The sequence below is a fragment of the Methylomonas sp. LL1 genome, assembly GCF_015711015.1.
GTDB lineage: Bacteria > Pseudomonadota > Gammaproteobacteria > Methylococcales > Methylomonadaceae > Methylomonas.
In genome coordinates, this window is sequence record NZ_CP064653.1 from 3,624,375 (window position 1) to 3,645,726 (window position 21,352).

At 52.9% G+C, this 21,352-nt stretch carries 18 protein-coding genes and 1 pseudogene; 11 read left to right on the forward strand and 8 right to left on the reverse strand.

Annotation, left to right across the window (positions count from 1 at the left end):
- Positions 1–45 precede the first annotated feature (45 nt).
- From IVG45_RS16945 to IVG45_RS16955, 3 genes are read left to right on the forward strand one after another with little or no spacing between them, the layout of a single operon-like run.
- Positions 46–195, forward strand: a complete 150-nt coding sequence (locus tag IVG45_RS16945; protein ID WP_196434972.1) for a hypothetical protein — start codon at positions 46–48, stop codon at positions 193–195.
- Positions 195–1,436: a murein hydrolase activator EnvC family protein gene (locus tag IVG45_RS16950; protein WP_196434973.1), complete on the forward strand. Its 1,242-nt coding sequence runs from the start codon at positions 195–197 to the stop codon at positions 1,434–1,436. Before IVG45_RS16945 ends, IVG45_RS16950 begins: the two co-directional genes overlap by 1 nt.
- Before the next feature lie 37 nt (positions 1,437–1,473).
- A complete protein-coding gene (locus IVG45_RS16955; RefSeq protein ID WP_196434974.1) occupies positions 1,474–2,841 on the forward strand; it encodes a S41 family peptidase in 1,368 nt (455 codons plus the stop codon).
- A 357-nt stretch (positions 2,842–3,198) separates the two neighbouring features.
- On the opposite strand, the gene IVG45_RS16960 is transcribed toward IVG45_RS16955, so the two are convergent.
- The 7 genes and pseudogenes from IVG45_RS16960 to IVG45_RS16985 all read right to left on the reverse strand — a co-directional run bounded on the left by IVG45_RS16960 (position 3,199) and on the right by IVG45_RS16985 (position 12,637).
- Positions 3,199–6,303: an efflux RND transporter permease subunit gene (locus IVG45_RS16960; protein WP_196434975.1), complete on the reverse strand. Its 3,105-nt coding sequence runs from the start codon at positions 6,301–6,303 to the stop codon at positions 3,199–3,201.
- Positions 6,304–6,440: 137 nt separating this feature from the next.
- Entirely contained in the window at positions 6,441–7,571 is a 1,131-nt protein-coding gene (locus IVG45_RS16965) for an efflux RND transporter periplasmic adaptor subunit (protein WP_196434976.1), read from the reverse strand.
- Positions 7,568–9,055, reverse strand: coding sequence for an efflux transporter outer membrane subunit (locus tag IVG45_RS16970; RefSeq protein ID WP_196434977.1), 1,488 nt, complete (start codon positions 9,053–9,055; stop codon positions 7,568–7,570). The genes IVG45_RS16965 and IVG45_RS16970 overlap by 4 nt, the downstream gene beginning before the upstream one ends.
- Positions 9,052–9,705, reverse strand: coding sequence for a TetR/AcrR family transcriptional regulator (locus IVG45_RS16975; protein ID WP_196434978.1), 654 nt, complete (start codon positions 9,703–9,705; stop codon positions 9,052–9,054). Before IVG45_RS16975 ends, IVG45_RS16970 begins: the two co-directional genes overlap by 4 nt.
- A gap of 94 nt (positions 9,706–9,799) precedes the next feature.
- A pseudogene (locus tag IVG45_RS22705) lies at positions 9,800–10,003 on the reverse strand (transposase); the annotation flags it as partial.
- A 542-nt stretch (positions 10,004–10,545) separates the two neighbouring features.
- Positions 10,546–10,998: a DUF934 domain-containing protein gene (locus IVG45_RS16980; RefSeq protein ID WP_196434979.1), complete on the reverse strand. Its 453-nt coding sequence runs from the start codon at positions 10,996–10,998 to the stop codon at positions 10,546–10,548.
- The gene (locus tag IVG45_RS16985; RefSeq protein WP_196434980.1) at positions 10,985–12,637 is read right to left on the reverse strand and encodes a nitrite/sulfite reductase; all 1,653 of its coding nucleotides are present in this window, start codon (positions 12,635–12,637) and stop codon (positions 10,985–10,987) included. Before IVG45_RS16985 ends, IVG45_RS16980 begins: the two co-directional genes overlap by 14 nt.
- A gap of 211 nt (positions 12,638–12,848) precedes the next feature.
- Here IVG45_RS16985 and nhaD point away from each other — a divergent pair, with 211 nt between their 5' ends.
- The 3 genes from nhaD (at position 12,849) to rpmE (ending at position 15,861) form a co-directional block, all read left to right on the forward strand.
- Positions 12,849–14,153 (forward strand): sodium:proton antiporter NhaD, encoded by a 1,305-nt coding sequence (gene nhaD / locus IVG45_RS16990; protein ID WP_442923359.1) that lies wholly within the window; start codon positions 12,849–12,851, stop codon positions 14,151–14,153.
- Between the two features lie 45 nt (positions 14,154–14,198).
- Positions 14,199–15,566 carry an AmpG family muropeptide MFS transporter gene (locus IVG45_RS16995; protein ID WP_230874625.1) on the forward strand — a complete coding sequence of 456 codons (1,368 nt, stop codon included), beginning with the start codon at positions 14,199–14,201 and terminating at the stop codon, positions 15,564–15,566.
- 94 nt (positions 15,567–15,660) lie between these two features.
- Complete coding sequence (gene rpmE / locus IVG45_RS17000; RefSeq protein ID WP_196434982.1) at positions 15,661–15,861, forward strand: 50S ribosomal protein L31; 201 nt, start codon at positions 15,661–15,663, stop codon at positions 15,859–15,861.
- Between the two features lie 69 nt (positions 15,862–15,930).
- On the opposite strand, the gene IVG45_RS17005 is transcribed toward rpmE, so the two are convergent.
- The gene (locus IVG45_RS17005; RefSeq protein WP_230874857.1) at positions 15,931–18,117 is read right to left on the reverse strand and encodes a penicillin-binding protein 1A; all 2,187 of its coding nucleotides are present in this window, start codon (positions 18,115–18,117) and stop codon (positions 15,931–15,933) included.
- A gap of 18 nt (positions 18,118–18,135) precedes the next feature.
- Here IVG45_RS17005 and IVG45_RS22710 point away from each other — a divergent pair, with 18 nt between their 5' ends.
- The 5 genes from IVG45_RS22710 to IVG45_RS17025 all read left to right on the forward strand — a co-directional run bounded on the left by IVG45_RS22710 (position 18,136) and on the right by IVG45_RS17025 (position 21,349).
- Positions 18,136–18,318, forward strand: coding sequence for a hypothetical protein (locus IVG45_RS22710; protein ID WP_230874626.1), 183 nt, complete (start codon positions 18,136–18,138; stop codon positions 18,316–18,318).
- Between the two features lie 193 nt (positions 18,319–18,511).
- Entirely contained in the window at positions 18,512–19,573 is a 1,062-nt protein-coding gene (locus IVG45_RS17010) for a pilus assembly protein PilM (RefSeq protein ID WP_196434984.1), read from the forward strand.
- Positions 19,573–20,145, forward strand: a complete 573-nt coding sequence (locus tag IVG45_RS17015; RefSeq protein ID WP_196434985.1) for a PilN domain-containing protein — start codon at positions 19,573–19,575, stop codon at positions 20,143–20,145. The genes IVG45_RS17010 and IVG45_RS17015 overlap by 1 nt, the downstream gene beginning before the upstream one ends.
- The gene (locus tag IVG45_RS17020) at positions 20,142–20,795 is read left to right on the forward strand and encodes a type 4a pilus biogenesis protein PilO (protein ID WP_196434986.1); all 654 of its coding nucleotides are present in this window, start codon (positions 20,142–20,144) and stop codon (positions 20,793–20,795) included. Before IVG45_RS17015 ends, IVG45_RS17020 begins: the two co-directional genes overlap by 4 nt.
- On the forward strand, positions 20,795–21,349 hold the full coding sequence (locus IVG45_RS17025; RefSeq protein WP_196434987.1) for a pilus assembly protein PilP: 555 nt from the start codon (positions 20,795–20,797) through the stop codon (positions 21,347–21,349). The genes IVG45_RS17020 and IVG45_RS17025 overlap by 1 nt, the downstream gene beginning before the upstream one ends.
- Positions 21,350–21,352 lie beyond the last annotated feature (3 nt).

The window sequence follows — 21,352 nt, forward strand, 5'->3', positions numbered from 1 at the left end:
GCAAATGACCGATGAAATCAGTGGTCGGCAAATACCGCGCGCACGATGAGTCTTGTCGCCCTGGTCAATGTTGGTGACGGCAAGTCGCTACTGTCCGGTGGGAATCCGGGGGATTTGGCGCCTATCATATTAGCGATTTTAGGCGCGCAACATTATTCGTCGGCAATGATGGATCGGTTCTTGAGCGGGCAATAATGAAAGCGAGAGTTTGTTTTTGGCTTATTTGCGCCGGTGTCAGCCCTGTCTTGTTGGCCGAGGCCGATGTCGCTAGACAGCGTGAATTGTCCGACATACAGACCAGGATCCAGCGGGTAGGCGCGGACGTTAAAATGCTGGCGGCCGAAAAATCCACCGAGATTGAGCAGTTGAGGCGATTGGAGAAGCAATACGGTGAACAAATCAACGCATTGAATCAGATCAAGTCTGAAATCAAGCAGCAAGAGCAGGCGCTAGAGGAAGTAAGAAATAAAGTAGCCGTTACCCAGAAAGATGTACAAACCCAGCGGCGTGGGCTCGAGGGTTTAGTCAAGTCGGCTTATGCCATCGGCGACAAGGAAGGCTTGAACGTGCTATTGAATCAGCGAGATCCTGCCCTGTCGGGCCGCATGCTGATTTACTATGATTACATCGGCAAGGCTCGCGTGCAAAAGTTGGCGGCGATAGAAAGCGATATTAAAACCTTGCGGCAGTTGGAAGCGCAAAAAGATACCGAATCGCAATTGTTGCAAGTGGCGCTGGATAAGAAACAGCAGGAAACCGATGCATTGCAGGCGCTTAGAGATCAGCGCGAAAAATTGTTGACCGAAGTCAGTCGCAACTATGCATCAAAACAGGAACAGTTGGTCAGTTTGATCCATGACGAGAAAAAACTGGAAGCCTTGGTGGCGTCATTGCCTAAAACTGATGATAATGCACCAGAATCACCTCCACCCGAACCGGTAGTTGAAAAAAAACCACCCATTCTCAAGCAACGGGCGGAGCAAGCTCAATCCAATAAAACCGAGGAGCGTCAACCGGTTGTTCTGCCCGGAAAAGCCTTTGCCGAGTTGCAGGGCCAATTGCCTTGGCCTGTTCAGGGGGCGATTGTCGAACGTTTCGGTAGCCGGCGCTTTGAAACCACTTGGGATGGAACGGTGATTGGAGCGCGTGAAGGGGCCGACATTCATGCGGTGGCGGCTGGGCGTGTAGTCTATGCCGATTGGCTGCGCGGATACGGTTTGATGATCATTGTCGATCATGGGAAAGGCTATATGAGTCTATATGCTTTTAACCAGAATTTGCATAAAAGCGTGGGTGATCACGTTAGAGCGGGTGAAACCGTGGCATCGGTAGGGCGTAGCGGCGGTCGTTCCAGCGCGGCGCTTTATTTTGGTATACGTCAGAAAGGTAAGGCGGTAAATCCCGAAAAATGGTGTCGCAAGCCGGGAAAGGGTTAATTTTAATAGGAAACAGGTTGTTGGAGTTTTAAAACAGATGCGGAAAAAAACAAATATTTTGATTCTTTTGGTCGGGTTTATTCTGGGCGCCACGGTCAGCGTATGTAGTAGCGTGGTTGCTCAGAAAGAGTCGCCCGTTACTCCGTCCGCCGAAGAGGTACAAACCCTGCCGTTTGATGAGCTGAGGACATTTACCGAAATCTTTGGACGCATCAAGCAGGATTATGTCGAGCAGGTTTCCGATAAAAAATTGTTGGAAGATGCGATTCGAGGCATGTTGTCCGGTTTGGACCCTCATTCCGCCTATCTGGCCAGCGAAGAATATAAAGAATTACAGGAAGGCACTACGGGCCAATTCGGCGGCTTGGGTATCGAAGTGGGGATGGAAAATGGTTTTGTCAAAGTCGTTTCGCCTATTGACGATACGCCGGCGCAAAAAGCGGGTATCAAGGCCGGCGATTTGATTGTGCGCCTGGATGATAAACCCGTGAAAGGCATGACACTGGCTGAAGCGGTAAAACTTATGCGCGGCGAGCCAGGCAGCCAAATCGTCTTAACGGTTATTAGGGAAGGAGCCGAAGCGCCGTTAAAGTTCGAGCTGACGCGTGACATCATCAAAGTCAAAAGCGTTAAAAGCCGGATGTTGGAGAAAAACTACGGTTATTTAAGGATCAGCAGTTTCCAATCCGGAACCGGTGAAAGCCTGCTTGAAGCGATATCCGAATTGAAAAAAGAAAATGAAGGCCCGCTGAAAGGCGTGGTGCTGGATTTGCGGAATAATCCGGGTGGCGTGCTGAATGCGGCGGTCGATGTCAGCGATGCCTTTATTGAGTCCGGCTTGATAGTGTACACCGAGGGACGAATCAAAAACTCCGAAATGCGCTTTAATGCAACTCCGGACGATGTGATCAACGGCGCGCCGATTGTGGTGTTGATCAACGGTGGTTCGGCCTCGGCTTCGGAAATCGTCGCCGGTGCATTGCAGGATCATAAGCGTGCCATCATCATGGGTGAGAAATCGTTCGGCAAGGGCTCCGTACAGACTATATTGCCGACCAGCAATGGCGCGGCGGTTAAATTGACTACCGCGCGCTATTTCACGCCTTCGGGCCGATCCATCCAAGCGGAAGGTATCGAGCCGGATGTTTCCCTGGCGCGGGTTAAGTTGGAAGCCTTGGAAAAGGCCAAGATTGACTCCATCAAGGAAGCCGATTTGTCGGGTCATCTGACCAATGGTAATAAGCCCGAGAAAAAGTCGGATGACAATGAAAAAATCGACGATAAGGACGGTCAGGAGAAAGATGTGGACGGCACCGATAATTCGGATACCGAAGGTGTACGTGACTATCCGCTGCATGAGGCTTTGAATTTACTGAAAGGCGTCAGTATTTGGAAAAATAAGTAGCCGACTATGAAAAACCGGCTGGCGGTGAACACTGCCAGCCGGTTTTTTTATGCCCGATAGCTGTAGCAACCTGTAATCAAAAACCACAAACTAGCAATCAGCGCATTTTTCGAGCGAAATTAAATGCAATTGACGGTCGCCCAAACCGAGTTTATTTACAATTGAAATTATGTCATTGACCCTCGGCAGTAGTCGGCAAAAATTCTGCCGTCCAAAGGTGCTTGGCAAGGCTGGTTTATGTCAGAACTATTCACTGCCAAAGCCTAACCGGCTGCGCTAAGATAAGCATGGCCCGCCCGCTACGCATCGGCTTTGTTATTCCAAGATACAGTCGGCTTTCATGGCACCGAGATGGCCCTATTCCCCTAGGCTGTGTTGCCACTCGCCGCCGCTTTTTCCAAACCGAGCCCAAGCAACGATACGGCGGCCAAGACTCAAAATGTCGTCGATAGCGGTGTAGGCCACCGGAATCACCACCAGGCTCAGCGCGGTCGAAGTCAGCAAGCCGCCGATCACGGTAATCGCCATCGGCGCCCGAAAACTCGGGTCGGCGCCCAAGCCTAGCGCAATCGGCAGCATGCCGGCACCCATCGCAATCGTCGTCATCAATATCGGTTGCACCCGCTTGCGGCAACTGTCGATCACCGCGTCCAGCTGGCTCAGGCCGCGCTCGTGGCGGGCTATCATCGCGTATTCGACCAGCAGTATCGAGTTTTTGGTGACCACGCCCATCAGCATCAACAACCCGATTACGCTGGGCATCGCGAAACTGCCGCCGGTCATCAGCAAGGCCAAGAAGGCCCCGCCCAGCGACAAGGGCAGCGCGCCGAGTATCGTCACCGGCTGACTGAAGTCGCCGAACAACAGCACCAACACCAGGTAAATGCACAACACGCCAATCGCCATCGCCCCGCCGAAACTCCCGAACAACTCGTTCATCCGTTGCGCATCGCCCGATTCTATCGTGCGCACCCCGGCCGGCAGGTTTTGCAGGGTTGGCAATTGCATGGCCTCTGCCAACACGTCGCCGACCGCCCGCTCGCCCAACTCGATGTCGAACGTGGTATTGCGCATCCGGTCCAGCCTGTCGATCTGCTGCAAGCCGCCGGCCAAACGAATGTCGGCCAGGGTGGCCAAACTCACACTGCCGCCGCGTCCGGCCACCCGCAGTTGGCCGATTTCGTCCAAGCTGTGGCGCACCGACTCGGCCAGCCGGACTCGAATCGGAATTTGCCGTTGCGGCAGATTCAGCTTGGCCATCACGTTGGAGTAATCGCCGTAGCTGGCGACCCTGACCACGTCGGCCAAAGCCTCGACCGTGACGCCCAATTCGGCGGCCTTGCCGAAATCCGGGGTAATCTGTATTTCCGGACGTTGCAGGCTGGCGCTGGAGGTAATATTCCCGAGACCGCGCAGTTGGCGCAACTCAAGCTCGACCGCATCGGCGGCCCGGCGCAAGGATTGCGGATCGTCGCTCGCCAGGGTCAATTGCAGTTTTTCGCCGCTGCCGCCGGTACCGACGGCCACCCGCACGCCCGGCAGATCGGCCAGTTTCTCGCGTATCGTCGCTTCGACCGCCGCTTGTTTATACGGGCGTTCGGCGCGGTCGCGCAGACTCAAGGTCAAGGTCGCCTTGCGCACTTCGTAGTTGGTGGTCGCGGCATCCGCACCGCCACCGCCGCTACTGGAGACGCCGCCCGCCGCGAACACTTGGGTGACGTCGGGCAATTCGCGCAAGCGGCGTTCGGCTTCGGCGGCGATATGGCGGGTTTGCGCCAGCGTGCTGCCGGGCGGCAATTCCAACGCCACCTTGGTTTGACTATTGTCCGCCGCCGGCACGAAGCCAGTGGACAACAAGGGCATCAAACTCAGCGAACCGGCCACGAACACCACCACGCCGACGCCGACCGCCAAGCGATGGCTCAGACACCAGTCCACCGCCTTCAGATACGCGCGCATCATCGCGCTGTCGCCGCTATCGCGTTCCGGATGCGGCTTCAGCAGATAGGCCGCCATCATCGGCGTCAGCAAACGCGCCACCAACAACGAGGCCAATACCGCCGCTGCGGCGGTCACGCCAAATTGCCGAAAGAATTTGCCCGCTACGCCGCCCATGAACGCGGTCGGCAAGAACACCGCCACCAGCGTAAAAGTGGTGGCGATCACCGCGAAGCCGATTTCGTCGGCGGCGTCCATCGCCGCTTGCAGCGGCGTCTTACCCATCCGTAAATGCCGGACGATATTTTCGATTTCGACGATGGCGTCGTCCACCAAAATCCCCACCACCAAGGCCAGGGCCAGCAACGAGATGATGTTCAAGCTGAAGCCGAAATACCACATTGCCGCGAAAGTCGGCAGAATGGACAAGGGCAAGGCAACCGCCGCAACCAGCGTCGCCCGCCAATCCCGCAAAAACCACCAGACTACAATGACGGCCAGGAAAGCGCCTTCGTAGAGCAAATGCATGGAGCCGGTGAAGTTGTCTTCGACCGGCTGAACGGTGTCGAAGGCTTCGCGGATTCGCACTTGCGGATTGGCGGCGGCAAACTTGGCCAGCGCCGCGCGCACCGCTTCGGCCACGGTCACTTCGCTGGTGCCTTTGTTGCGGACGATGTCGAAACCGATGACCGGCCGGCCGTCCAAGGTCGCGTAGGTGGAACGTTCGGCGATGGTGTCGGTAACGCTGGCAATTTGGTCCAGTTTGATGTGGCTGCCGTTGGCCAGCGGAATATCCAGGTTGCGCAGCTCGCCGGCTGTCGCTACTCGTCCCAGGGTGCGTACCGATTGCACGCCGCCGCCGATGTCGCCGCGTCCGCCGGACGCGTCTTGCTGTACTTTTTTCAGTTGCGTCGCCACCTCGCTGACCAACGCGCCCAAGCCCGCCATCCGCACCGGGTCCAGATCGACGTGCACCTCGCGATCGACGCCGCCGGTGCGGGTCACCTTGCCGACGCCGGTCACCGCCAACAGCCGCTTGCTGATGTCGTTATCGATGAACCACGACAAAGCCGCTTCGTCCATGTTTTCGGCGCTGACCACGTAGGTCAGAATCGCGCCGCCGGCCGTAGTGGTCTTGGACACAATCGGCGCGGCCATCGCCGACGGCAATTCCGAGCGGGCGCCGTCCACCGCGTTGCGCACCTGATTCAGCGCCTCCTCGGAGTTTTTGTCGATGTTGAACTCGACCTTGATCGAAACCGAGCCGTCGGTGATCGTGGTCCGCACGTGCTCGACGCCGCCGATCGCGGCGATTTTGTCTTCGATCTTGCGCGCCACTTCGGTTTCCAACTGCGCCGGCGCCGCGCCTTCCAAGGTTGCGGCGACGGTGATGGTCGGCACTTCGATGTCCGGAAAATTTTGTTTGCCCAATTGCTTAAGGCCCATGCCGCCCAGGATGGACAGCACCGCGAACAACAATAGACTGGGTACCGGCTTGCGGATGGCCCATGCGGAAAAGTTCATGATTTTGCTCCCGCGCCCAAGACCGCGATGTGGTGCTTGGGCGCTGATAAATGGTGATGCGTTCGGCATCGTGGTTGAAAAGCCGCCGTTGGCAGGCTCCCGCGGGCGCTCTACCGGGTGGATTGCTTCGACGCGGTTCAGATCTTGGGCGTTACGCTGACGATGTCGCCATCCTTCAAAAACGCCCCGCCGCCGGCAACCAAACTGGCATCGCTGGCGATGCCCTCGCGAATTTCCACCCAATCGCCGACCCGGCGGCCGGTGACGACGCTACGTTGAATTACCGACTTGGCGCCGGGGGCGGCCGAGCCGGAAGAGTCGACGATTTCAAACAAATAATCGCGACCGTCGCGCAAGACTAACGCGGTCTGCGGCACGACCAAGGCCGCTTGCGCGCCGACGGCGATGCTGCCTTGCAAATACATACCCGGCTTGACCGCGGCGTTGGGAATATCGACGTAAACCAGCGCGTTGCGGGTGGTGTCGTCCACGGTCGGCGCGGTCATCCGCACAGTGCCGGTCACGCTGCCGCCGTCCGGCAAGCTCAATGCCACCGCTTGGCCGGTGCGGATTTGCGCGAGCTGCTGGGCGTTGACCTCGGCCCGCCACTCGACCCGCCCCTGGCGCACCAGCCGGAACAACTCGGTCCCCGCCGCCACGACATCGCCCAAGCCGGCGCTACGCGCCGAAACGACGCCGTCGTCCGGCGCGACGATATGGGTCTGGCTCAAGCGGATCCTCTGGTTTTCCAACTCCGCTTGTGCCAAGGCCAGGTCGGCGCGCGCGGTTTGTTCGTCGATTAAATATTCGTCGATTTTCTGCGACGACAAGGCCCCGCTGTCTTCAATTTCGCGGGCGCGGGCGGCGTCGGCCTGGGCCTTGGCCAGATTGGCCCGGCTTTTATCGACGCTGGCTTGTTGCTTGTGCAGTTCGGCAACGACGGTTTCGTCGGCCAACACCGCCAAATCCTGGCCGCGTTTGACCCGGCTGCCGACGTCGACCAGTATCTGCTTGATCCGCAAACTGCCGATTTCGGCGCCGATTTTGGCTTCCTGCCAGGCCGCTACCGCGCCGTTGACCTTGATCGTCACCGGCCAATCCTGTCGGGTCGGCGCTACCGTTTCGACCGCCAGCACCGCCTTGGATTTAACGGCAACAGCCGCCGGCGCCGGTTTACCGGCGAATACCAGCAAACCGATGCCGAGGCCAGTCAGGGTCACGCCGACCAGCCAAGTTCGTAAAGTAAACTTTCGCCCGATGATGTTCATAGTTGCTCCTCGCTTCGGCGGTTGCCGTCGCTCAATGGGGTGCCGGCGTTCAATTGCGTATCCTGGGCGCGCCAACCGCCGCCCAGCGCCTTGTAAAGCGCGATCCAGTACTGCACGCGATTTTGTTGTTGAGTAATGTGGCTGATTTCCTGCGCGATCATCTGGCCGCGCGCATCCTCCAGCGACAGCAGACTCAGACCGCCGGCCCGCCAGTTGATCTCGGCCGCCCGAAAATACTGGCGATATTGCTCGGCGCTGCGGCCTTCGGCGATTTCCCGTTGCTCGGCGCCGTTCAGATTGACCAAGGCTTGTTCGACTTCCTTGATCGCGGCGCGAATGTCGTTCCGGTAACTGGCCCACGCGCTGGCATAAGCGGCTTCGGCGCTATCGACCTTGGAGCGCAATTCGCCGCCGTCGAAGATCGGCAAAGTGACGGTCGGGCCGATCGACCAGGTGTTGCTGCTCAGAGTCAAGCCGGTGGTCTCGGTTTTGCGCTTGCCGATCGAACCGGTCAGGCTGACGCTGGGATAGCGCTTGGCGACCGCGTTGCCGATGTCGGCGCTGGCCGCCGCCAGCTTGCGCTCGTCGGCGGCCAAGTCCGGACGCTGGGTCAGCAGGTCGGCCGGCACGCTATCCACTTGAAATTGCGCGGGTGTCGGTATGCCGCCGCCCGCTGCTAACCAGGCGCGCAAATCGGCTTCGGCGAGACCGGTCAATGCCACCAAGGCCTTGACGGTGTTGTCGCACTCGACGCGTTGGGCGATCAGACTGGATTCGCTGGCGTGCAAGCTGGCCTCGGCCAAGACCGCGTCAGCCGGCGACGAAAAACCCGCGCCGGCCAGGACGCCGGTCAAGCGCGCGGTATCTTGCTTCGAAGCGATCGCGTTTTGATAGGCCGCCACCGTCAGTTGGCAGGCCCGGTAACTGACATACTGGCTCGCCACTTCCGCCGCCAAGCTGATCTTGGCATTCTGCCAAGTCAATTCCGCAGCTGTCAGGCGGGCTTGCTCGGCCTGCCGGCCGAAGGCGAATTTGCCGAATAAATCCAGCTCCCAACTGGCATCCAGACTGCCGGACAGGATTTGGGTAATGCCGCTACTGAAGCCCGTGCCACTGCCGGTAGCGGTTTGCGAGTTCGCCCCGGACGTGCCGCCGCCCTTGGAGCGGCTAAAAGCCCCGCTACCGGTCAAGCTGGGCATGCCCCCGGCTTCCGCGCCGGCCAGACTGGCGCGCGCCGAGGCAATACTGGCCACGGCTTGCTCCAGCGTCGGGTTATCTTGTTCGGCGGCCTGCTGCAAGCGCGTCAATACCAGGTCGTCGAATTGACGCCACCAATCGGTGAATTCAGTCGCGCCGCCGGCGTCCTTCCGTTGCGCTTGCCATTGCGCCGGGGTGTCGATCGCCGGCCTGACGTAGTCGGGAAACACGCTGCAACCGGCCAAAACGCCGCTACCGGTCAGAATTGCCAACATTGCCGCTTTCACGACAGTCTCCGGGCGGTGACACCGTCTAAAAACACCTGAACGACAAATAAGACATGGGCGCGAGCGTCCCAGTTCGCTTCCAGGCAACCGAACAAGGCTTTGTTTCTCGGTTCGGCAAACAGCATTTCCAAAAACAAGGCCGCCGCGCGTTCGACGTCGTGTGCCGGCAAACCGTTCGCCGCGCCGTGTCGACGCAGGTAATCGGCAATCACATTTTGAATGCGCTTGGGTCCGGTGGTTTCCATCCGTTCGCTCAGTTTCGGAAAGTGCAGCGCTTCGGCGACGCCCATCCGGTAGAACGAGATCATGTCGGGCTGCATGACCTTTGCAAGCATGTTTTCGCCAAGCGCGATCAAGCCGTCGCGGCATGACATTTGCGCTAGGTTCTCGATACTTTGCAATTGGGAAATATCGGATTCCACCAGGCGCTCGACCGAGGCCAACATCAATTCGGCCTTGTTTTTATAGCGCTCGTAGATGGTTCGGGTGGAAACTCCGGCCGCCGCGGCAACCTTGGCAATGCTGGTGTTGGCATAACCCTCGCGCATGAACAGTGCCAGAGCATGATCCAGCAAACTGTCGTTGCGCTCGGTTTCGGTACCGGCTTTCGGCCGTCCCACTTTGGGTTTGTTCGGCGTTTCCGCTGTCATCGTCTGCCCCGGGAAAATAAAAATAAAACGTTTCGTTTTTATTATTCCCGAAGAATAGCTTTTAGGCAAGTAGCGAACAACAAAATTTGTGGCGCTATGCAAAATACAGGGGGTAACTAAACTTCAGCATTCCGCGGAGGAAGAAAATCCTAACGATGAAGTGATTGATATTGCGATACCCAGTTGTTCGCCGCTTGACGAGTTAAACCTTGCTAATGATCCCTTCCGGAATGCTGTTGGTAATCCGAGATTCCACAAAATGCACAATGCCAGACCAGTGAGCGCGCACCGTATGGGCAATTTTAGTGACTAAGCGATTTCAAGGGGCGGTAGAAGGGGGGAATCAACGTGCATCATCGGCGATAAAACCTCGATCGAGCTTGTGTTTGTTTACCGATTTGCCGCGCTTTGCCAAGGGTGTCCGATAGCGTTGGGCGATTGAAAACTCACGGCCCTGGGTGCTGGATGTGCAATTTGGCGAAGACGCCAATCGAGCCAGAAATGATCATCTGGTATTGATGTGATGGATGGCCTTGAATCTGCTCAGGAACAACGGTCCAATTAAGGATGGCTTGACGCGCCGTAAACTGCGGGCTTGTTTCAACGACAACTATCGCTTCAAGTTAATTTTCGGAACAGAAGCTACATAGAGCGATTGCCCTGTGGCTCAAGAGGTGTTGTTTTGCGCCGCTAGCCGAACGGGTGTCAAATAGTCGGAAATGTCATTTCCGCTGTGCATGTATTGAGTGGTGCTTTATTGATGGGGGGATATTAGCGGAATGTGTGCTGGGTTAGCAAAGCGTAACCCAACACAGGTCATGGCAGGACTAGTAAAAGCCCTTAATTGCTGGAGGCTTGGTATTTGACCGAGAAATCGTTTAATGCCGCCAGCGCTAGCTCAATATCTCTGGGTTGATTGATATCAAAAGCATCGACGCCGACGCGCCGCAGATAAAATACCTGGTCTGTCAGGAAGTTTCCGACCGCGCGGATTTCGCCTTGATAACCAAAACGGTCTCGGAGTAAGCGAGCTTGAGAAAAGCTTCTTCCATCGGTAAATACCGGAAACTCCAGTTCAACTAGGCTGATGCTTGATAGGTCGTCGGCAAGCAGTTCCACCGATTCGTTGGGGGCGAGTCTGACTCCGATCGCGCCGGCATGTTCTAACAATTGATCCTTGTTTTCCGTCCAGCGTTTTAGCGAGACTGTGATATCGCCGCTGGTTAACGGACTCTCATCGGCAACAAATGTCCATGTGTTTTCGGATATTTGCTGGTTTTTAATGATTGGCATAGACTTTTTCTCTAAAAGGTTCGAGGCCGACGCGATTGACGGTTTGCAAAAAGGCCTCGTCTTCAAGGCGTTGTTGAACATAAACGTCAAGAATACTGGTAATGGCGGATGTGATTTGATCCTTGGCGACCGAAGGGCCTAAACGATCGCCGATGGCGGCTTCGTTTTCGGAAGAGCCGCCCAGGGTGATTTGATACCATTCCTCGCCTTTTTTATCGACACCTAAAATACCGATGTGACCGACGCTTTGGTGGGCGCAGCCGTTCATGCAGCCGGACATGTTGATTTTGATGTCGCCGATGTCGTGGATGTAATCCATGTCATCCAAGGCAGCATTGATTTCCTTGGCGATACCGATTGAGCCTGCGTTGGCCAGGGAGCAAAAATCCAGGCCCGGGCAGCAGATCATGTCGGTGACCGTGCCGATGTTAGGCGTTGCCAGTTTTAATGCGTCCAGTTTTTGCCAAAGCGCGTAAAGATCAGCGAATTTGATGTCCGCCAATACTAGGTTTTGCCTATGGGTGCTTCTAATTTCACCGAAACTGTATTGATCGGCTATGTCGGCCAAGGCATCCAATTGATCGGCCGTAATGTCGCCGGGAGGTGAGTCGGGTGCTTTCAGGGAAACAAAAACCGCGCGATAGCCCGCTACTTTATGTTCCACGGTGTTGTATTTGACCCACTTGCTAAAACTTTCGTCGGCAGCCAAATGCCCGGCAAAGCTGGTGTCGCTCGCGGCGGAGGGATCGTAATTCGGCGGCGTGAAATGGGCTTTCATCGATTGAATGCGGTCTTCATCTAGTAGCATATTGTCGCGGATGCGCAGCCACTCTTCTTCCACCAGCGCGGTGAATTTCTCCAGGCCGGTTTCCTTGACCAGGATTTTGATCCGGGCTTTGTATTTGTTGTCGCGCCTGCCAAGCAAATTGTAAACCCGCAGTATCGCTTCCAAATAAGACAGTAAATGCTTTTTCTCCAGGAAGGGTTTTACCGTCTGGCCAATGATGGGGGTTCGGCCCAAGCCGCCGCCGGCCAATACTCTAAAGCCGATTTCACCGCTTGCGTTTTTAACCAGATAGACACCGATGTCATGCAGTTGGACCGCGGCACGATCATGCTCCGAGCCGCTGACGGCTATTTTGAATTTGCGCGGCAGGAAGGCGAATTCAGGGTGTAAGGTTGTCCATTGGCGGATTATTTCACAGTACGGTCTGGGGTCTTCGATTTCATCGACACAAATGCCTGCCAGATGGTCCGATGTGGTGTTGCGCAAACAATTGCCGCTGGTTTGAATAGCGTGCATCTGTACGGTGGCCAGCTCGGAAAGCAGATCGGGCACTGTTTCCAGCGCGGGCCAGTTGTATTGAACGTTTTGGCGGGTCGTGAAGTGGCAGTAACCCTTGTCATAATCGCGAGCGACCTTGGCTAACATCCGAAGTTGCTTGGATGCGAGCAGTCCATAGGGTACCGCCACCCGTAACATGGGGGCGTGAGTCTGAACGTAAAGACCGTTCATCAGACGTAGAGATCTGAACTCGTCGGGGCCGAGTTCGCCATTCAGAAAACGCTGCGTTTGTCCCCGGAACTGAGTGACGCGCTCTTCAATAAGCGTTTGATCTTGCTCGTTATATTGATACATTTAGAAGTGCTTTTTGCTTTGCAGACAAGTATGACAAGGCAGGAAATAATATACCGACAGGCATTAAATGACAAAGAATATTGTATGGTGATAACATGCCCAGTTGATTTTTCCACTGTTAATAATGACTAAAACTTAGAGGGTAAAGGGGGTTATCTTGTTGCGCTTACTGTTGATTTTGGCCGGCTTGCTATTTTTGCCGGAAATAGCCATGGCCGAAGAATTTAAAAATCTGGGGCTAACCGGAACGGAGCGGGGGATTTATACCGTTTTGATTTTCATAGTCGCCTATGGTTTTGTGATGGCGGAGGAGTTTACGCATCTACGTAAATCCAAGCCGGTCATTTTTGCCGCGGCAGTCATCTGGGCGCATGTGGCTATTTTGGCTCAGGAAGCCGGCGTACCCGGGGAAGAGTTGCATAAGGCGTTCGAGCATGATTTAAAAGAATATGCCGAACTAATGCTGTTCTTGTTGGTGGCTATGACTTACATCAACGCGATGGCTGAACGAAATGTATTCGAAGCCTTACGCTCCTGGATGATCAGAAAACAGTTTGGTTACAAACAACTGTTCTGGATCACCGGTATTATTACCTTCTTTTTGTCGGCCGTTGCGGATAATCTGACCTCTGCATTATTAGTAGGGGCGGTGGTTTTGGCCGTGGGCGCCGATAATGAAAAGTTCGTGTCCATAGGCTTTGTCAATCTGGTGATTGCCGCCAATGCCGGTGGCGCGTTTTGTCCGTTTGGCGACATTACGACGCTGATGGTTTGGCAGGCTGGTTATGCGGAGTTCTTCGACTTCTTCAAGCTGTTTATTCCATCAATTGTCAATTATGTAGTGCCGGCGTTTTTCATGTGGCAGGCAATACCGGATGAACGGCCTCAAGCCACCAACGAAGCCGCGGTGGAGCTTAAGCCTGGAGCGCTTCAGGTTTGTGGTTTGTTCTTGTTAACCATCATGTCGGCGGTCAGTTTTAAACAGTTTCTGCATTTGCCGCCTTTCATGGGCATGATGTTGGGCTTGTCGGTATTGATGTTATATGGCTATAGCTTGAAAGTGCGCTACAGTGTTGAAGGTAGTCGTTTTGATATTTTCAATAAAGTCAAAGAGGCCGAATGGGATACTTTGCTGTTCTTCTTCGGCGTGGTATTCGCCGTGGGCGGTCTGGGTTATATCGGTTATCTCGAATTGTTGTCGGCTGGCATGTACGATGGCTTGGGAGCAACAACCGCCAATATTCTGGTGGGTTTGATCTCGGCGGTGGTTGACAATATCCCGGTGATGTTCGCCGTGTTGAATATGCATCTGGATATGGATTTGTATCAATGGTTGCTGGTGACGCTGACTGCCGGCGTGGGTGGTTCGTTGTTCTCCGTCGGATCGGCCGCCGGTGTGGCGTTGATGGGGCAATCCAATCATAAATATACCTTTTTCAGCCATTTAAAATGGACCCCCGTGATTGCGGCGGGCTACGCGGCCAGCATCGCGACGCATTATCTAATTAATGGTTAAGTTGCTGTTTTTTAGATCTTCGTAATCGATAAAGGGAGGAAGCGTTTGGCAAAAGCTAAGCAAAGTTGGCGCCACGCTTTCTCCGTTTATACCCAGCCAGCAGTTCTGGGTATGATTTTTCTGGGTTTTTCCGCCGGTCTTCCTTTTATATTGGTTTCTTCGACCTTGTCTGCCTGGTTGGCGGATGAGAGTGTCAGTCTGTCCGTCATCGGCTATTTCAGTCTGGTTGGTGTCGCTTATTCCATCAAGGTATTTTGGGCACCGGTTGTCGACCGTTTGCCGCTACCTTTTATTACCCGGGTTTTTGGTAGGCGGCGCGGCTGGATGCTGCTCTCGCAGTTTGGTATCGCCGCTGGTTTATGGGGCATGAGTCAAATGCCTGTTGCTACACATCTGCAACAATTGGCCTGGTTGTCCGTTTGGGTGGCATTTTGTTCCGCGACCCAGGACATCGTTATCGATGCCTATCGTATCGAAGTCGTTGCCGTGAAATTTCAAGGGGCGATGGCGGCCATGTATGTGTTTGGCTATCGCTTGGCCTTGCTGGTAGCCGGGGCCGGGGCCTTATACATAGCCGAATTCATCAATTGGCAAATCGCCTATCAGGTGATGGCAGGTTTAATGTTGATAGGGATTATTTCGACGTTGCTGATTGACGAGCCTAGGCATGATGTCGATCAGTTTACCCAAACCATTGAAAAGAATGTGGGGCAAACCTTCAATATTGAGCCCGATGCCGGGCCGATAACCGGATTGCTTAGATGGTTCGCCGATGCGGTCATCAGTCCTTTTGTCGAGTTTTTTCAGCGTAATGGCCGTGCCGGTTTTTTGATACTGGCTTTGATCGCGCTGTATAAAATGAGCGATATTGCGATGGGGGTGATGGCGAATCCGTTTTATCTGGATTTGGGGTTTACGAAAAAAGAAATCGCCGATGTCACTAAGGTGTTCGGTTTTTTCATGACCATACTCGGCACCTCGTTGGGTGGGGTATTTGTTTTGCGTTATGGCATTATGCGGCCGTTGTTATTGGGCGCGATCATTGTAGCGTTGACGAATCTGTTATTCGCGGTCTTGGCCGTTGTTCAGCCGAATTTGTATTTGTTGGCCGCCGTGGTCAGCGCCGATAATCTATGTGGCGGTATTGCCGCGTCGGTATTTATTGCCTATTTATCCAGTTTAACCAATAGCACTTATACGGCTACACAATATGCCTTGTTTAGCTCGTTGATGACGCTGCCCGCAAAGTTGATTGGCGGGTTTTCCGGTGCGATTGTGTCCGGTTATGGATACGCTGGATTTTTTATATATGCGTCATTAATTGGCATTCCGGCAATCATTCTAGTGGTTTTAGTGATCAGAAAAAAGGCTATTAACGTTGATGATGGGTTGAAAGCTAAGGTAGCGGAATAGGCGCGGCTGTAGTTTTTTATTGCAGTTAAATGGAGTAGGTCGTATCATAAGCAGTTCTCTATTATGATGTAGCCCAAACGGGTATGTGAGCAATATGAAACCAGAAATTCATCCTGAATATAAACAGATTACTGTCACTTGCGGCTGCGGTAATACTTTCGAAACAGGTTCGGTCCTGTCAAAAGACTTGCATATAGAGGTTTGCTCGTCTTGCCACCCTTTTTATACCGGCAAGCAACGGGTAGTCGATACCTCCGGACGTGTGGATAAATTCCGTAAAAAATTCGGTAAATAAGTATTTTTGCACGTCATTTATAGCCGCCGTTGTAGAGGCGGCTATCGCATCTGATTCTCGGATATTGTCTTAGAACAGCGCTTCTTGATACCATTCTCCATCAAGTTCAAATTCGGGTTGTTTCGGGGCTGAATATACCTTCGGTACCGTTTCCTCGGCAAAATATTCCCATAGCCCATTTTTGTTATCTTGAGCTAGTAATAATCCATCCCTAGGATTGATATAGGCTTGAACAATGCCGGTCGGCGGGATCAATTGTGTTTCCGGGATGTTTTCGAGCGCGGTTTTCATGAATTCTATCCACATAGGCAAGGCAGCCTTACCGCCCGTCTCCCCTTTTCCCAATGAATGTGAATTGTCGAAGCCCAGCCAGGCCGAGGCGGCGATATTATGGGTATAACCATTAAACCAGGCGTCGCGTTGCTCATTGGTAGTCCCTGTTTTACCGGCAAGATCACTACGGTTCAGCACTTGTTTAGCCTGGGTGGCCGTGCCGCGCTCAACCACGTCACGCAGCAGGCTATTCATCAAGAAATGAGTTTTTTCCGAAATGACCCGTGGCGCGGGCTTGCGAAGGGATTGATTGTCGTCCTGGCAATCCAGGCATGCCGTTTCCGGATTGGCCTGAAATAACACGCTGCCGGTATGGTCCTCAATGCGATCGATTAAATAGGGTTTCACTAAAAAACCACCGTTAGCAAACACGGCATAAGCGGCAGCCATTTTTAAAGGAGGCGCATTACCGCTGCCCAGCGCCAGTGATAAGGTTGTGGGAAGTTGTTCGCGGGAGAAGCCAAATCGCATGGAAGTCTCCAACGCATATGGAATACCGACGTCCTGCAATAACCGGATAGAGACGAGATTGATGGATTGGCGCAACGCAACCCTTAATGCGGTAGGGCCTAGATATTTGCGGGTGTAGTTTTCCGGACGCCAATCGTTTTCAAGCGAAGGATCTTCGATCACGATCGGAGCGTCATTAATGATGCTGGCCGGAGTGAAGCCTTTCTCCAGGGCTGCCGTGTATATGAAGGGCTTGAAGCCCGAGCCAGGTTGGCGTCGGGATTGCGTGGCGCGATTGAAACTGCTGCGATTGAAATCAAAGCTGCCGGAAATGGCTAAGATGGCGCCATTAACGGGGTTGAGCGCGGCAAACGCCCCTTCGGCCGCTGGTATTTGGCTTAAGGCCCAGGACTGATCGGCTAGTTGTCTGACCCAAATTATATCGTTGGGCTGAATGAAGGAAAATTTGTTGTCTTGATATCGGGTTTTATTGATAACTAAATTTTCCCAAGGAATGTTTTGCCAAGGTAGTGATGCAGTTGAATCGTCCGGCAATTTAATCGTAATTCCGGTGGCCGACAGCGAAGTAACTACAGCCTGCCGGCAATCGCCCAAGGTTTGTAGGGCAGGCAGCATATTGCCCGGCTTAAACTTTTTATGCGGCAGGCCTCGGTAGTGGTGGCGTTCGTCGTATTGATGCAAGGCGCTTTGTACGGCACGGTCCGAGGCTGTTTGCAAACGGGATGGAACCGTGGTGTAGACTTTGAGGCCGAGGGTATAGGCATCGTCGCCATATTTGTCCACCAGTTCCTGTCTGGCCATTTCGGCAACGAAGGGCGCGTTGAATTGGATATTGGTCGGCTGGATGGTAGCGTCATCGGCTGTGTTGAGTGCCTGATTGTATTCGTTGTATTTGATGTAATTCAATTCCAGCATGCGGCGTAATACATAGTTACGTCTTTCCAGTGCTCTGTCTGCGTTAACGATAGGATTATAAACCGATGGGGCTTTGGGCAGGCCGGCAATCATGGCCTGCTGATAGAGTTTTAGTTCGTTCAGGTTTTTTCCGTAATAGGTTTGCGCGGCGGCGGCCAGGCCATAAGCGCGTTGGCCCATGTAGATTTTGTTCAGGTAAAGCTCGAGAATTTGATCTTTTGAATAACGCTGTTCGATTTGCAGAGCCAACAGGATTTCTTTTAATTTACGTAAAAAAGTCTTTTCTTTGCTCAGTAAGAAATTACGCGCGACTTGCATGGTAATGGTGCTGCCGCCCTGCCGTTTTTTGCCGGTTGCAATAAGCTGATTAGCCGCCCGCAGTAATCCTTTATAGTCCACCCCCGGATGAGTGTAGAAGCGTTCATCTTCGGCGGCCAGAAAAGCACGGATTTGCAGTTGTGGCACTTCGCCGATTGCAATGGGTATACGGCGTTTTTCGCCAAATTGCCCGATCAGCAATCCGTCCTGGCTGTACACGCTCAAGGGGGTTTGGTATTGGACATTTTCAAGCTGACCGATGTCGGGCAGTTCCTTGCTCAACTCAAGAATGAAAAAATAGCAGGCAATTATCAAACCAAGGGCAAACGTGAAAAAAATAAAGGCAAGCCACTTAAACAGCGTTTTGATCAACCGTCTGGGTTTGGACTCTTTCCTAATTGGCACAGGGTTCGGGTTTAAAGTTGGTTTACGTATTGCTAGCCAAAATACCTGCTTTTGTTAGCGGGAACAACTTAAAGTTTGTATTTAAAAAATGCTTGGGCTGTGAAAATTACAAAATCTAACTATACTTCCCACCTAGCTGGAATCCGCAGGCTTGGTTGAATGCGCCGCGGACCCATTTTAAGTTTTCACGATTCAATAGGTTTCATTCATGAGCTGGTTTAACAGGAATCAGTCCGCTTTGCTCGGTATCGATATCAGTACGGCAGCGGTTAAATTATTGGAGTTAAGTCAAACCGGCGCCCGCTTCAAAGTCGAAAGCTATGCGGTAGCGCCGCTTCCGCAGGATGCGATTATCGACAAAAACATTACCAATGTTGAGTTAATCGGTAATGCGATAAAAGCCGCAGTCAAACAATCCGGTACTCGTGCCAAACGCGCCTGCGTGGCTGTCGCGGGTTCGTCGGTCATGACCAAAATAATCTCCATGCCGGCATCCTTGAATGATGCCGAGATGGAAGAGCAGATCATGGTCGAGGCAGATCAATACATTCCGTATTCACTGGATGAAGTAAATCTTGATTTTGAGGTGCAAGGGGTTTCAAAAAACAATCCGGAGATGCTGGACGTGTTGTTGGCCGCATCTCGGCGTGAAAATATCGAAGACCGGGTTGAGGCGCTGGCGCATGCCGGCTTGAAAGCCGCCATCGTCGATGTGGAGGCCTTTGCCATGGAAAATGCTTTTACCTTGCTTGCCGACCAATTGCCTGAAAAAGTCGAAAATAAAACCGTCGCCATTGCCGACATTGGCGCAACCATGACCGCGTTGAATATTTTGTACGAAGGCAAAACCATTTACACGCGTGAACAAGGATTTGGCGGCAAACAGCTTACCGAAGAAATTCAACGCCGCTATGGGCTTTCCTATGAAGAAGCGGGATTGGCAAAGCGTCACGGTGGGTTGCCCGATAATTATATTCCCGATGTGTTGGAACCTTTCAAAAGGGCCATGCTGCAACAAATCGCCCGCTCGCTTCAGTTTTTTGTGTCTTCGAGCGCCAATCGCGGGGTAGATGCCTTGATTTTGGCGGGAGGCTGTGCCTCTATCCCCGGTTTGGACAAGTTGGTCGAACGTGATCTCGGCATTCCTTCGTATATCGCCAATCCGTTTATCAATATGGCGCTATCCAATCGAGTCAAGCCCCAGAGTTTAAGTAACGATACGCCTGCCATGATGATTGCTTGCGGTTTAGCGTTAAGGAGTTTTGATTAATGGCAAAAATTAACTTACTTCCTTGGCGTGAAGAACTGCGTAAAAAAAGGCAACAAGATTTTGTAACCGGTATTGGTGCGGGCGTTTTGGGTACTGCCTTAATTTTGGTTCTGGTTTATCTGTTTATAGAAGGGATGAAAGAGCACCAAGATCACAGAAACTCAATGTTGAAGAGTGAAATTGCCGTTCTTGATAAGAAAATCGCGGAAATTAAGGATATAGAAGATAAAAAAAATAGGCTGCTTACTAAAATCGATGTCATTCAAAAGTTGCAGGAGAGTCGGCCGGAAATTGTGCACTTGTTTGACGAGTTGGCCAAATCGACTCCCGAAGGGGTTTATCTGACAAAATTTACTCAGATCGATACCGCGTTAACGATGGATGGTAAGGCTGAGTCGAATGCCAGGGTTTCTGCATTAATGCGGGCCATCGACAATTCACCTTGGCTTAACAGTCCGGTTTTGGGCGTTATAAAAGGCCAAGGCAAAAAGAGTGGTGAAATGAATGATTTTTCAATGACGGCCAAACAGGGGAAAAAGGCCGTTAATGATCAGAAGGGGGCGGCGCAATGAACCTATCTGAAGTGAATTGGGATATCAATTCCGCGGGCAGCTGGCCTACTCCGATAAAAATCGCGGCCGGATTGATTGTGTCGCTTTTGGTTGTGGCGGCAAATGTGTATTACATAACCATCCCCCAGCTTGATCAGCTTGAAGTGTTGGAAAAGGAAGAAAGCACGCTAAAAACCTCCTTTGAAACCAAACAAAAAAAGGCCATCAATCTACAGGATTATCGTGACCAATTGGCTTTGATCGAGTCTTCATTGGGTGAAATGTTGAAGCAAATGCCTACCAAGGCCGAGGTGGCCAACTTATTGGTCGATATCTCTCAGACCGGTTTAGCCAGTGGATTGGAATTTAAGTTGTTTCAACCCAGCGCGGAAATTCGTAAAGAGTTTTATTCGGAGCTACCGATTAACATACAGGTGGTTGGCAAGTATGAAGAATTGGGCCTGTTTGTCAGCGGTTTGGCTTCTCTGCCGCGTATCGTTACCGTGCATAATGTCAATATTGCTCCGCCTAAAGGCGATAAAACAAGTGCTTCAGATAAATCAGGTATTTTGACCATGTCCGCCGTTATAAAAACCTATAACGAAGGCGACCAGGAAAATGTCCCGAAAAAGAAAGAAACGGGTAAGCCGAGAAAAAAGGGAGGTAAGTGATGTTAATTCAGTACAGCTCATGGACTCCTAATCAAGCGTTGACTATTGTATGCGTTGTTATGCTGAGCGTGATGAGTGGCTGCGGTGGTGATGACGTCAGTGATTTGACTAAATACATTCAAGATGTCAAAGCTCGCCCGAAGGGTGCCATTGAACCCCTGCCGGAAAATAAAATTGTCGAAACCTTTGTTTTTAAGCCCGAGGGTTTACGGGATCCTTTTAAGCCGACGGAGCTAAACGCCGATGAAGCCAATCCGGACGTTTCCGGGGTTACCGGCATCAGGCCCGATACCGAGCGCAGAAAGGAAGAATTGGAAGCTTTTTCGCTCGATACGCTCAGAATGGTTGGAACCCTGAAAGATCAACAGGGATTATGGGGCTTGGTTAAGGCCAAGGACGGTACCATTCATAGCGTCCGGGTAGGCAACCATATGGGGCAGAATTACGGCAAGATCATCCGCATACTCGAAGATAAAATTGAATTGATGGAAATCGTACCGGATAAGCCGGGAACCTGGCGCGAACAACAAGCAACATTAGCATTGGTTGAGTAAAAA